Origin of the sequence: Streptomyces lusitanus, from assembly GCF_042647945.1 — a bacterium.
Taxonomy (GTDB): domain Bacteria; phylum Actinomycetota; class Actinomycetes; order Streptomycetales; family Streptomycetaceae; genus Streptomyces; species Streptomyces pseudogriseolus.
In genome coordinates this window covers 195,597-208,338 of sequence record NZ_JBHRWL010000019.1, presented here as the reverse complement: position 1 = coordinate 208,338, position 12,742 = coordinate 195,597, and the positions used below count along the sequence as shown (strand labels likewise).

Annotated in this window: 12 protein-coding genes; 6 read left to right on the top strand and 6 right to left on the bottom strand. The window is 72.4% G+C overall.

Annotated features, from left to right (window positions below; translation table 11 throughout):
* Positions 1-5 precede the first annotated feature (5 nt).
* A complete protein-coding gene (locus ACFOSY_RS26420; RefSeq protein ID WP_394311270.1) occupies positions 6-563 on the top strand; it encodes an arginine repressor in 558 nt (185 codons plus the stop codon).
* Positions 564-948: 385 nt separating this feature from the next.
* Here the strand turns inward: ACFOSY_RS26420 and ACFOSY_RS26415 are convergent, their stop codons facing one another.
* The 5 genes from ACFOSY_RS26415 to ACFOSY_RS26395 form a co-directional block, all read right to left on the bottom strand.
* Entirely contained in the window at positions 949-1,686 is a 738-nt protein-coding gene (locus ACFOSY_RS26415) for an FAD:protein FMN transferase (RefSeq protein WP_394311518.1), read from the bottom strand.
* A gap of 55 nt (positions 1,687-1,741) precedes the next feature.
* The gene (locus ACFOSY_RS26410; RefSeq protein ID WP_394311268.1) at positions 1,742-2,503 is read right to left on the bottom strand and encodes an FMN-binding protein; all 762 of its coding nucleotides are present in this window, start codon (positions 2,501-2,503) and stop codon (positions 1,742-1,744) included.
* A 53-nt stretch (positions 2,504-2,556) separates the two neighbouring features.
* Positions 2,557-3,939, bottom strand: coding sequence for a ferredoxin reductase family protein (locus ACFOSY_RS26405; protein WP_394311266.1), 1,383 nt, complete (start codon positions 3,937-3,939; stop codon positions 2,557-2,559).
* Positions 3,940-4,027: 88 nt separating this feature from the next.
* On the bottom strand, positions 4,028-4,735 hold the full coding sequence (locus ACFOSY_RS26400) for a L,D-transpeptidase family protein (RefSeq protein ID WP_394311265.1): 708 nt from the start codon (positions 4,733-4,735) through the stop codon (positions 4,028-4,030).
* Positions 4,736-4,738: 3 nt separating this feature from the next.
* The gene (locus ACFOSY_RS26395; protein ID WP_394311263.1) at positions 4,739-5,326 is read right to left on the bottom strand and encodes a pyridoxamine 5'-phosphate oxidase family protein; all 588 of its coding nucleotides are present in this window, start codon (positions 5,324-5,326) and stop codon (positions 4,739-4,741) included.
* 358 nt (positions 5,327-5,684) lie between these two features.
* Here ACFOSY_RS26395 and ACFOSY_RS26390 point away from each other — a divergent pair, with 358 nt between their 5' ends.
* The 5 genes from ACFOSY_RS26390 to ACFOSY_RS26370 all read left to right on the top strand — a co-directional run bounded on the left by ACFOSY_RS26390 (position 5,685) and on the right by ACFOSY_RS26370 (position 11,916).
* Positions 5,685-6,878: an argininosuccinate synthase gene (locus tag ACFOSY_RS26390; RefSeq protein WP_394311262.1), complete on the top strand. Its 1,194-nt coding sequence runs from the start codon at positions 5,685-5,687 to the stop codon at positions 6,876-6,878.
* Positions 6,879-6,991: 113 nt separating this feature from the next.
* Positions 6,992-8,422 (top strand): argininosuccinate lyase, encoded by a 1,431-nt coding sequence (argH, locus tag ACFOSY_RS26385; protein ID WP_394311261.1) that lies wholly within the window; start codon positions 6,992-6,994, stop codon positions 8,420-8,422.
* 344 nt (positions 8,423-8,766) lie between these two features.
* Positions 8,767-9,744 (top strand): aldo/keto reductase, encoded by a 978-nt coding sequence (locus ACFOSY_RS26380; protein ID WP_394311259.1) that lies wholly within the window; start codon positions 8,767-8,769, stop codon positions 9,742-9,744.
* A gap of 85 nt (positions 9,745-9,829) precedes the next feature.
* Positions 9,830-10,399, top strand: a complete 570-nt coding sequence (locus ACFOSY_RS26375; RefSeq protein ID WP_394311257.1) for a TetR/AcrR family transcriptional regulator — start codon at positions 9,830-9,832, stop codon at positions 10,397-10,399.
* On the top strand, positions 10,396-11,916 hold the full coding sequence (locus tag ACFOSY_RS26370; protein ID WP_394311255.1) for an MFS transporter: 1,521 nt from the start codon (positions 10,396-10,398) through the stop codon (positions 11,914-11,916). Before ACFOSY_RS26375 ends, ACFOSY_RS26370 begins: the two co-directional genes overlap by 4 nt.
* 100 nt (positions 11,917-12,016) lie before the next feature.
* Here ACFOSY_RS26370 and ACFOSY_RS26365 read toward each other — a convergent pair whose 3' ends face one another.
* Positions 12,017-12,691 carry a lysophospholipid acyltransferase family protein gene (locus ACFOSY_RS26365; RefSeq protein WP_006132372.1) on the bottom strand — a complete coding sequence of 225 codons (675 nt, stop codon included), beginning with the start codon at positions 12,689-12,691 and terminating at the stop codon, positions 12,017-12,019.
* Positions 12,692-12,742 lie beyond the last annotated feature (51 nt).

Below are 12,742 nucleotides of genomic sequence, written 5' to 3'. Positions count from 1 at the left end.
CGACGATGAGCCAGGAGCAGGATCAGGGGCGTACGGCGGGGCAGTCCGGCCAGGCCGGGCCTGCCGTGCCGCAGACCCGCACCGCGCGGCACCGCCGGATCGTGGACATCCTCAACCGGGAGCCGGTGCGGTCGCAGAGCCAGCTCGCGAAGCTGCTCGCCGACGACGGGCTGAGCGTCACCCAGGCGACGCTGTCGCGGGACCTGGACGAGCTGAACGCGGTGAAGATCCGCAACAACGACGGGGATCTGATCTACGCGGTGCCCAGCGAGGGCGGGTTCCGCACGCCGCGTGCGCCGCTGGGGGAGTCCGCGAAGGAGGAGCGGATGCGGCGGCTGTCGCAGGAGCTGCTCATTTCCGCGGAGGCCTCCGCGAATCTGGTGGTGCTGCGGACGCCTCCGGGGGCGGCGCAGTTTCTCGCGTCCGCGATCGATCAGGCCGAGTTGCAGGACATTCTCGGCACCATCGCCGGGGACGACACGCTGTTGTTGATCAGCCGGGACCCCACGGGCGGGCAGGCGCTGGCTGATCATCTGCTGCGGTTGGCCCAGAACGGCAGCTGAAGGGGCTGGTTGCGGGTCGTCGCCGGGTGCGGGTGGGTGCGGGCCGGTCGCGCAGTTCCCCGCGCCCCTTGAGGCGCCTGCCGCCTGCGGGCAGTCGTGCCGCTGGGGCGGCACGGGTGGGCGCAGGCGGCACCCTCCAGCGGGCCTGCGCTGCACCCCCGTACGGCCACCGGGGTGCCGGGGACTGTCGCATGCCGGGTGCAGCCGCATCGTGGCTGGTCGCGCAGTTCCCCGCGCCCCTGACGGGGCGCAGACGGCCCCCCGCAAGCGCCGGGTTGTGTGACCCACCCCCACGGCCACTGGGGTGCCGGGGACTGTTGCACGTCGGGTGCAGCCGCATCGTGGCTGGTCGCGCAGTTCCCCGCGCCCCTGGCGGGGCGCTCGGTCAGCCGAGCCACTCCGCCAAGTTGCCGGTGCAGCGGACCTCGTCGCCCGCGGTGATCAGGAGTGCCTCCGCGCCGGGCAGGGAGTCCAGCCACCGCAGGCCCTCGCGGGAGCCCATCGCGAAGGCCGCCGTGGCCCAGCAGTCCGCCCAGGTCAGGCGGGGAGCGACCACCGTCACCGCGACCAGGTCGGTCACCGCGGAGCGGCCCGTGCGCGGGTCCACGATGTGGTCGCCGCGCTCCGCGGTCCCGGACGTGGCCACCGCCAGCTCCCGCGCCCCCGCGGCGGAGACCACCGCGGCGAGCCCGCCCGGACGCAGCGGGTCCGACACGCCGACCCGCCAGGGCCGCCCCGTGCCCGGCGACCCGAGCAGCTGGACGTCACCGCCGCCGTTGACGCTCACCCCGGAAGCGCCGGCCGCCAGGAGCTGCCGGGCGGCGCGTTCGGTCGCCCAGCCCTTGACGATCCCGGTCGGGTCGAGCTCCCCCCGGTACCGGGTGCTGAACCACCCCTCGCTGATCCGCTCCGCCTCCGCGGCCAGCTCCAGCACCTCGGCGACCTCGGGATCGCACTGCCCGACCTCCAGCTCGCCGCGCGCCAGCCGGGAGATCTGGGTGTCCTCGCGGTAGGTGCTGAACACCTCGTCGACCCGGCGCAGCCCGGCGGCGGCCTCCTCCAGCGCCGCGCGCACCGCGTCCGGTTCCCCGCCGCGGACGTCGAGGGAGAAGACGGTCCCCATCGTCTCCACCACACGACGCTCCGCGGCGGGCGCCTCAACGGGTTCCGTCACCGTGTCAGCCACCGGCCTTGTCCAGGGCGGACTGGAGGGACTCCTGGTAGCCGGCGCTGGTGTAGGTGGCGCCGGACACGGCGTCGATGTCCGCGGTGCCGGCCTGCACGGCGGCCTGGTTGAGCTTGGGTACGGCGTTGGAGGTGACCTGGTCGCTCTGGCCGCCCTTGGGTGCCTGGACGGCCTCGGCCTTGGTGATCTTGCCGCCGCTGACGGTGATCCGCACCTGGACCGGCCCGTACTGGGTCTGCGCGACGTCGCCGGTGACCGTCCGCGCCTGGGCGGCGCCGCCGCCTCCCGGATCGGCGGGGGCGGCGGGCGCGGCGGCACGCGCCTTGTCCAGGGCGGACTGGAGGGACTCCTGGTAGCCGGCGCTGGTGTAGGTGGCGCCGGACACCGCGTCGATGTCCGCGCTCTGCGCCTGTACGACCGCCTGGTTGAGCTTGGGTACGGCGTTGGAGGTGACCTGGTCGCTCTGGCCGCCCTTGGGGGCCTGCACGGCCTCGGCCTTGGTGATCTTGCCGCCGCTGACGGTCAGCCGTACCTGCACCGCCCCGTACTGGGTCTGCGCCGCGTCGCCGGTGACCGTGCCGTCCCCGATGGGCCGGGCGCCGCCCTGCACGGACTCCGCCGCGGGCGGGGCGCCGCCCGCCGCCTCGGCCGACCCCGGGTCGGACGCGGGTTTCAGCGACAGCAGCAGCACGATCCCGGAGACGGTGGCGGCGGTCGCCAGAACGGCACGCCGGACGGGGTGACTCTTCCTCATCGCTTCTCAAGCTCCTGATGGGTGACGGGCGACCGGGGCCGACGGGCCGCCGCTCACATCTCGAACGACTCGTGGTGGATCCGGCGCGCGGGGACCCCGGCGTCCCGCAGGGCCGCGTACACCTGCTGGGCGAATCCGGGCGGCCCGCACATGAAGACGTCGTGGCGGTCGACGTCCGGGATCTTGCGGCGCAGGCTCTCCGCCGAGATGTCCGGGCGCTCCCCGTCGGGGCTGTTCACCGCGTACATCAGCCGGGCGCCGCGCTCGTCGGCGATCTTCGCCAGCTCACCCCACAGGGCCAGGTCCTGCGTGCTGTTGGCCCGGTACAGCAGGGTGATGTCGCCGGACGCGCCGGGCAGCGTCTCGAACAGGGCGCGCATCGGGGTGATGCCCACCCCTCCCGCGACCAGCAGCACCTTGCCGCGGCTGCGGCGCTGCGCGGTCAGCGCCCCGTAGGGGCCCTCCGCCCACACCCGGGTGCCGGGCTCCAGCTCGCGCAGCCGGGAGCTGTGGTCGCCGATCGCCTTCACGGTGATCCGCAGCATGTCCGGGCGGGGCGCCGCGGACAGCGAGTACGGGTGGGAGCTGAACCGCATCCCGGGGGCCAGGAACCGCCAGCGGAAGAACTGCCCCGCCTCGGCGCCCATCCGGTGCAGCCGGTGCCCGCCGATCAGCACCGACACCACGCCGGGCGTCTCCTCGATGACCGCCTGGACCCGCATCCGGTGCCGGAGGTTCAGCCGGACCGGGGTGATGATCCGGTACCACAGGACCAGCACGGTCACGGCGCCGTAGAGCCCGTACCAGAAGGTCTTGGCGGACGGGGTGACGGCGAACTCGTTGCCGGTGGTGATCTGGTGCCAGAACGTCAGGAACACCGCCGCGTACGTCAGCAGGTGCACGTGGTACCAGCCGTCGTAGGGCAGCCGGCGCCGGACCGGGCCGACGGAGAGGAGGGCGATGACGAACAGCAGGCCGGTGCCGACGGCGGCCTTGCCCATGTCCGGCAGCGTGTTGATGGAGGTGACCGTCTGGGACACGATGTCGGCGAGGGTCTTGCCCGCCTGGCGGGCGTAGCCCCACATGATCAGGAAGACGTGGGCGACGACCAGGCTCACGGTGTAGCGGCCGCTCATCGCGTGCCAGCGGGCCACCCGGTCCGAGCCGACCCGCCGTTCCAGCGCGGGCACCCGCGCCATCTGGAGCACGACCAGGGCCATCAGATATCCGGCGAGCAGGCCGGTGATCCGCCCGGCGGCGATGATCTTCCCGGTGGTGTCCGCGATGGACGGTGTGCTCGTCCACCAGAGCCACAGCACGGCCACCGCGCCCGCACCCACGGCGAGCAGCAGCGGGACGGCGGGGGAGCGGCGTGGACGGATGCGGCGCATCGTCTGGCGGCGGGCGGCACGGCCGCCGGCGAGCGTGGTGGTCACGGTTCCTCCGTGGGACTCGGCCCTTGGTCCTCACATACGTGCCGCCACGCTGGAGTGTTCAGCGGAAACCGTGGATTCGTCGCCCGTTTCAGTAGCGGGTGATCGCGGTGCGCCCGCCGGTCGTGCCGACGGCGAGGTGCGGGGCCCGCGAGGGGTCGGCCCAGCGCAGGATCCTCCGCATCGCGCTCCTCGGCACCGACACGCAACCCGCCGTGGCGCCACGCCCGTTGACGTGCAGGAAGATGCCGGCGCCCCGCCCGCGCACCGGGCGGCGGTAGTTGAAGTCCACGACCAGGGCGTGGGCGTACTGCGTGCGGTAGGTGATCAGGTGCTCGGCCTGGCTCGCCCGGCAGTCGGCCGCCCGGGGCTCGGTCCAGCGGTTGTAGACGCGCGAGGAGTTGTCCTGGCACCACCAGGAGTTCCGACGCACGGGCCGGTAGGTGTACCGGGTGCCGGAGGGGGCCGCCTCGACGCCGAAGGCGTACGGCAGCCCGTACAGCCCGGTGGGGGTGGTGCTGGTGCCCTGCTTGCGGGTCGTGCCCTCGGTGAGCCCGTTCGCGCCGAAGCGGGCCTTGGCGGACCCGGCCGCCACCCAGCGTCCGCCCCTGCGGTCCCACCAGGTGACCGTGCCGGTGGTGGACCCGGTCCGCGCCGCCACCGCGGTGACGAGCTGGGTGTCGCCCCCGGTGTCCGCCATCCGCTCCGGCAGCGTCGACGCGGGCCGCTGCGCGGTGCCGAGCGAGAGCAGGGACAGGGACAACACGAGGACGGCGACGGAGACACGACGTGGGCGCATGGCTCACATGCTGGACGGGGGCAGCGGCAACGGCAGCCCGGGAAGTCCGTCCAGACTGGTCGCGACGTGCTCCTTCTTGGTGAAGTAGGCGTCGAGGGAGACGTCGTCCTCCCTGGCGAACCGCTTCTCGTGCAGATCCCGCTCACCCTCGTACGCCATGTAGGGCACGGCGTAGCCGCAGGTGTCCCGGATCAGCTCGGCGTGCACGACGACGACCGCGCGCAGTCCGTGGGTCCACGGGTCGATGGCGGGGAAGCGGTCGAGCAGCTCCTTGAAGCGCGGGTCGTCCCGGAACACGGGTTCCCCGCGGCCGTGCACGCGCACGATGTTCGGCGGCCCCTGGAAGGCGCACCACATCAGGGTGATCCGGCCGTTCTCCCGGAGGTGGGCGACGGTCTCGGCGTTGGATCCGGCGAAGTCGAGGTAGGCGACGGTGAGTTCGTCGAGCACCGCGAAGGAGCCCTTGAGCCCCTTGGGGGAGAGGTTGACCGTGCCGTCGGCGGACAGCGGCGCGGTGGCGGTGAAGAAGACCGGCTGCTCCTCGATGAAGGTGCGGAGCCGGCCTTCGATGCGCTCATACGTTTTTCCCATGTCCACGCATTATCCGGGCAGATCCTTCGCCTGTCTAAATAATTGACGGCCTTGCGGCACGGGAAGGGGACCGCGGCCGCCCCGGCCGGCGCTTGTACGGGGCGGCCGCGGCGCCTGTCACCTCACGTGGTGAGTGTGCAGGCGGCAAGGGGGTCGGGGCCGGCGGGGCGTTCCGCGTCCGACGAGCCATACGCGCCGGCCGTCTGCCGCGTTCACCTTCCCTGCGGAAGCGGCCCGGCCGGGTCCCGGCCGGGTTCCGGCCGTTCCCGGCCGCCGTTCCGTGACCAGGCGGATTGACGAATCATGCGGACTCCTGCATACTCATGCATGTCAGCGAATGCACTGTGAGGAGAAACCCGTGACCGAGCGCGTCGTACTCGCCTACTCAGGCGGTCTGGACACCTCCGTCGCCATCGGCTGGATCGCCGAGGAGACGGGCGCCGAGGTCATCGCCGTTGCGGTCGACGTCGGCCAGGGCGGCGAGGACCTGGACGTCATCCGCAAGCGCGCGCTCGCCTGCGGTGCCGTCGAGGCCGAGGTCGCGGACGCCAAGGACGAGTTCGCCGAGGAGTACTGCCTCCCGGCGATCAAGGCCAACGCCCTCTACATGGACCGCTACCCGCTGGTCTCCGCGCTGTCCCGGCCGACGATCGTCAAGCACCTCGTCGCCGCCGCGCAGAAGCACGGCGCCACCACCGTCGCCCACGGCTGCACCGGCAAGGGCAACGACCAGGTCCGCTTCGAGGCCGGCATCGTCGCCCTCGCCCCCGACCTCAAGTGCATCGCCCCGGTCCGCGACTACGCGATGACCCGTGACAAGGCCATCGCCTTCTGCGAGGCCAAGGGCCTGCCGATCGCCACCACCAAGAAGTCCCCGTACTCCATCGACCAGAACGTCTTCGGTCGCGCCGTCGAGACCGGCTTCCTGGAGGACATCTGGAACGCCCCGATCGAGGACGTCTACGAGTACACGCAGAACCCCGCCGTGCCGCGGGAGCCCGACGAGGTGATCATCACCTTCAAGGAGGGCGTCCCCGTCGCCATCGACGGCAAGCCGGTCACCGTGCTCCAGGCCATCCAGCAGCTCAACGAGCGCGCCGGCGCCCAGGGCATCGGCCGGATCGACATGGTCGAGGACCGTCTCGTCGGCATCAAGTCCCGCGAGGTCTACGAGGCCCCCGGCGCGATCGCGCTGATCACGGCCCACCAGGAGCTGGAGAACGTCACGGTCGAGCGCGAGCTGGCCCGCTACAAGCGGCAGGTCGAGCAGCGCTGGGGCGAGCTCGTCTACGACGGCCAGTGGTTCTCCCCGCTGAAGCGCGCCCTCGACGGCTTCATCGCCGAGGCCAACCAGCACGTCAACGGCGACATCCGGATGACGCTGCACGGTGGTCGCGCCGTCGTCACCGGGCGGCGCTCGGAGTCGTCGCTGTACGACTTCAACCTGGCGACGTACGACACGGGCGACACGTTCGACCAGGCGGCGGCCAAGGGGTTCATCGACATCTACAGCCTGTCGGCGAAGATCGCGGCGAAGCGGGATCTGGCCTGACCGGTTCGGTCGCTGTGGGAGGGGAACTGCGGGTCCGTCGTGGTTGATCGCGCAGTTCCCCGCGCCCCTTTCGGGGCGCGTTTGTACATCACCTTCCTTGAGGAGCACAGGTAGTGAGCAGCAGCAGCGGTGACGTACGGCTCTGGGGCGGGCGGTTCGCCGACGGTCCCGCCGAGGCCCTGGCGAAGCTGTCCGCGTCCGTCCACTTCGACTGGCGGCTGGCCCCCTACGACATCGCCGGCTCCCGCGCCCACGCGCGCGTGCTGCACACGGCGGGGCTGCTCACCGAGGACGAGCTGACCCGCATGCTCGAAGGGCTCGACCAGCTCGAGGCCGACGTCGCCTCCGGCGCCTTCACCGGCACCATCGCCGACGAGGATGTCCACACCGCCCTGGAGCGCGGACTGCTGGAGCGGCTCGGCCCCGACCTCGGCGGCAAGCTGCGCGCCGGACGCTCCCGGAACGACCAGGTCGCCACCCTCTTCCGGATGTACCTGCGCGACCACGCCCGCATCATCGGCGGTCTGATCGCCGACCTCCAGGACGCGCTGGTGGGGCTCGCGGAGGCCCACCCGGACGTGGCGATGCCCGGCCGCACGCACCTCCAGCACGCCCAGCCGGTGCTCTTCGCCCACCATGTGCTCGCCCATGTCCAGTCCCTCTCCCGGGACGCCGAGCGGCTGCGCCAGTGGGACGAGCGCACGGCGGTGTCGCCGTACGGCTCCGGCGCCCTGGCGGGCTCCTCCCTCGGCCTGGACCCGGAGGCGGTCGCCAAGGACCTCGGCTTCGAGCACGGCAGCGCCGCCAACTCCATCGACGGCACGGCCTCCCGGGACTTCGTCGCCGAGTTCGCCTTCATCACCGCGATGATCGGCGTGAACGTCTCCAGGATCGCCGAGGAGATCATCATCTGGAACACGAAGGAGTTCTCCTTCGTGACCCTGCACGACGCTTTCTCCACCGGCTCGTCGATCATGCCGCAGAAGAAGAACCCGGACATCGCCGAGCTGGCGCGCGGCAAGTCCGGCCGCCTGATCGGCAACCTGACCGGCCTGATGGCCACGCTCAAGGCCCTCCCGCTCGCGTACAACCGCGACCTCCAGGAGGACAAGGAGCCGGTCTTCGACTCGATCGACCAGCTGGAGATCCTGCTCCCCGCGTTCACCGGGATGATGGCCACCCTCACCGTGCACCGCGAGCGGATGGAGGAACTGGCCCCGGCCGGCTTCTCCCTCGCCACCGACATCGCCGAGTGGCTGGTCCGGCAGGGCGTGCCCTTCCGGGTGGCCCACGAGGTCGCCGGCGAGTGCGTCAAGGTCGCCGAGGCGGAGGGCAAGGAGCTCAACGACCTCACGGACGAGGAGTTCGCGAAGATCTCCGCCCACCTGACGCCCGAGGTCCGCACGGTCCTCGACGTCCCCGGCGCCCTGGCCTCCCGCAACGGCCGCGGCGGCACGGCCCCCAGCGCGGTGGCGGTCCAACTGGCAGAGCTGAAGGAAAACGTCTCCCTCCAACACAACTGGGCCAAGGCACAGCACCCCTGAGGGGCGCGCCCCTCCAGGGGCGCGGGGAACTGCGCGCCAAGCCCCCACGCCGCCGCACGCACCGCGCCCCGGAGGGGACCACCCTCCCCAGGGGCGCGGGGAACTGCGCGCCAAGCCCCCACGCCGCCGCACGTACCGCGCCCCTGGAGGGGACCACCCCCTCCAGGGGCGCGGGGAACTGCGCGAGAAACCCCCACGCCGCCGCACGTACCGCGCCCCGGAGGGGACCACCCCCCCTCCAGGGGCGCGGGGAACTGCGCAAAACAGCCCCGCCCTGCACAGGGCAAACCACCCCCCGGGTTACCTTGGGCACCGCCGAACCGTAGCCAACCGACGGAGTCGACATGCCCTTCGCCCGCCTGGCCACCGCCACCACCCCCACCGCCCACCTGGGCCTGGGCCTCGCCGCGGTGGGCCGCCCCGGCTACATCACCCTCGACCGAGCCGCCGACCTCGGCGACAGCCACGACCGCACGGTCGAGAACCTCCGCACCCGCACCCACGAACTCCTCGACGCCGCCTACGCCCAGGGCGTCCGCTACATCGACGCGGCCCGCTCCTACGGCCGCAGCGAGGAGTTCCTCGCGGACTGGCTGACGAGCCGCCCCGACGTCACCGACGTGGTCGTCGGCAGCAAATGGGGCTACACCTACACCGCCGGCTGGACCACCGACGCCGAGCGGCACGAGGTCAAGGACCACTCCCTCGCCGCGTACGAACGCCAGCGCGCCGAGACCGACGCGATCCTCGGCGACCGCCTCGACCTCTACCAGATCCACTCGCTCACCCCGGACAGCCCGGCCCTCACCGACAAGGACCTGCACGCCCGCCTCGCCGAGGCGGCGGCGCAGGGCCTGACCGTCGGCTTCTCCACCAGCGGCCCCCGTCAGGCGGACGCCGTCCGCGCGGCCCTCGCCGTCACCGTCGACGGCGAACCCCTCTTCCGCACGGTGCAGTCCACCTACAACGTCCTGGAGACCTCCGCCGGCCCCGCGCTGGCCGAGGCCCACGACGCCGGACTCACCGTGATCGTCAAGGAGGGCATGGCCAACGGCCGCCTGGCCGGACCGCACGCCCCCGAGCCGTTGCGCGCCGTCGCCGAGGAGACCGGCCTGGGCTGCGACGCGGTCGCGCTCGCCTTCGTGCTCCGCCTGCCCTGGACGGGCGTCGTCCTGTCCGGCGCGGCGACCACGGTCCAGCTGGCCTCCAACCTCCACGCGGCGGCCGTCGACCTCACCGACGACCAGCTCGCCCGCCTGGCCCCGCTGGCGGAGACCCCGGAGGCGTACTGGCAGCACCGAGGCACGCTGCCCTGGCACTGACAGCCACCGCGTCGGAGCGCGCATCCTCTGAGACGCCCACACCCCGAATGAGACAAAGATGTCTCACATGCGGTACCGTCGTCTCATGGCTGTCGACCGAGACCATGTGCTGCGCAGCGCCGCGGCCCTGCTGACCCGTAAGTCCACCGCGACCATGGACGAGGTCGCCAGGGCCGCCGGGATCAGCCGCGCCACCCTGCACCGGCAGTTCGCCGGCCGGGACGCGCTGGTCCGCGCCCTGGAAGCACTGGGCATCGCCGAGTGCGAGGCCGCCCTCGCCGCCGCCCGCACCGACGAGGGGCCCGCGACCGACGCCGTACGGCGCCTGGTCGCCGAGATCGAGCCGCACGCGGGCCTGCTCGCCTTCCTCTACTCCGAGAACCAGCTGTTCGAGGGCGAGGAGCAGAACGAGGGCTGGACCAGGATCGACGAGGGCGTCGCCGCGCTGTTCCGGCGCGGCCAGTCGAGCGGCGAGTTCCGCATCGACCTCACCCCGGCCTGGCTCACCGAGGCCCTCTACGGCCTGCTCGCCTCCGCCGCCTGGGCGGTGGCGGAAGGCAGGGTCGCCCCCAAGGACTTCACCCACATGATCGTCGAGCTGCTGCTCGGCGGCGTACGACGCCCGGAGGAACCGGCGTCGAGGAAGGAATCATGACCAGCGCCATACGGCCGCGGACCACGACCGAGGAAGCGCGCCGCCCCGGCCGCTGGCTCGCCCTGTCGGTCCTCGTGCTCGCCGTCCTGCTGGTGGCCGTCGACGCGACCGTCCTCGGCCTCGCCACCCCGTACATCAGCGAGGACCTCTCACCCACCGGCTCCCAGTTGCTGTGGATCGGCGACGTCTACTCCTTCGTGCTCGCCGGACTGCTCGTGTCGATGGGCAGCCTCGGCGACCGCATGGGCCGCAAGCGGATCCTGCTGTACGGCGCCGCCGCCTTCGGCCTGATCTCCATCCTCAACGCCTACGCGCACACGCCCGAGGTGATGATCGCGGCGCGCGCCCTGCTCGGCGTCGCCGGGGCCACGCTGATGCCGGCCACCCTCGCCCTGATCCGCAACCTCTTCCACGACCCGCGTGAGCGCAGCCTCGCCATCGGCATCTGGGGCGCGACCGCGTCCGCCGGCACGGCGGTCGGACCGATCCTCGGAGGGCTGCTGCTGGAGCACTTCTGGTGGGGCTCGGTCTTCCTGATCAACCTGCCGGTCATGGCGGTCCTGGTGGTCGTCGGCATCAAGCTGCTGCCGGAGTCCCGCACCCCCGAACCGGGCCCGTGGGACCTGACCAGCGTGGCCCTGTCCCTGGCCGGCATGATCGGCGTGGTCTACGCGGTGAAGGAGACCGCCAGCCACGGCCCCGCCGCGTCCGCCCTGGCCGCGGGCCTGCTGGGCGCGACGGCGCTGTACCTGTTCGTCCGCCGCCAGCTCACCCTCCCGAAGCCCCTCCTGGACATGCGGCTGTTCCGCAGCCGGGGCTTCAGCGGGGCGGTGCTCGCCGACCTGCTGACCGTCCTCGGCCTGTCCGGCCTGGTGTTCTTCCTCTCCCAGTACCTGCAACTGGTCCAGGGGCGACGCCCGTTCGAGGCGGGTCTCGCGGAACTGCCCGCCGCGATCGGCGCGGTGGCGGCCGGTCTGATCGCCGGCCGGACCGCCCGCCGCTTCTCGGTGCGCTCGGTCGTCGCCGGCGGCCTGGCGGCGATCGGCCTGGCCCTGGCCGCTCTCACGGTCATCGGCCGGTCGACCGGCTATCCGCTGCTCGGCGCGGCGCTGCTGGTGGTCGGCGCGGGCGCGGGCTTCTCGTTCACGGTGACGGCGGACGTGATCCTCTCGAGCGTCCCCAAGGAACAGGCGGGCGCCGCCTCCGCCGTCTCCGAGACGGCGTACGAACTCGGCGCGGCCCTGGGCATCGCCGTCCTGGGCTCCATCGTCACGGGCGTCTACCGCGACTTCCCCGCCCCACCGGGCACCCCGGCCACCGCGCACGAGTCCCTGGGCAGCGCGGTGGAAGCGGCGACCCGCATGCCCGCCTCCGCCGCGGAACCCATGCTGGAAGCGGCCCGCGACGCGTTCGTCAACGGCCTCACCCTGGCAGCGGGAGCAGGAGCGGCGGTCCTCCTGACGGCGTCAGCGGCGGCGTGGTTCATGCTCCGCGACGAGAAGCTCCCCAACACCTGACCAACAAGCCCCGCAGTCACACCCGCAAGGGGCGCGGGGAACTGCGCGACAAGCCCCCACTTACCCGCAGGGAACCGGCAACCGCGGCCCGGCCGAACACCTACGCGGCCTCCTTGGCCTTGCTCGCGTACATGTCCACGTACTCCTGCCCCGACAACCGCATGACCTCCGCCATCACCGAATCGGTGACCGCCCGCAACACGTACCGGTCGCGGTCCATCCCCTCGTACCGCGAGAACTCCATCGCCTCACCGAACCGCACGGTGACCCGCCCCGGCCGGGGCAGCCCCGCCCCGCCCGGCTGCAGCTTGTCCGTGCCGATCATCGCGAACGGCACCACCGGCGCGCCGGTCATCAGCGTCAGCCGGGCGATGCCGGTGCGGCCGCGGTACAGGCGGCCGTCGGGGGAGCGGGTGCCCTCGGGGTAGATGCCGAAGACCCTGCCCTCCTCCAGCACCCGGCGCCCGGTCATGAGTGCGGCCACCCCGCCCCGGCCGCCGTCACGGTCGACGGGGATCATGCCGACGCCGGTGAAGAACCACGCCATCAGACGGCCCTTGAGGCCCTTGCCGGTGACGTACTCGTCCTTGCCGATGAAGCAGACCTGCCGGTCGCAGACCAGCGGAAGGATCATCGAGTCGATGAACGTGAGGTGATTGCCGGCCAGGATCACCGGACCGTCGCCCGGGATGTGCTCCGCGCCCTCCACCCGTGGGCGGAACATCAGGCGCATGATCGGACCGAGCACTGCCTTGATGAGCGCGAAGCGGGACAACGGGCCCTCCGGTGGGAAGCGGACGTCGACGAATGCCGTATGAGTCTGTGC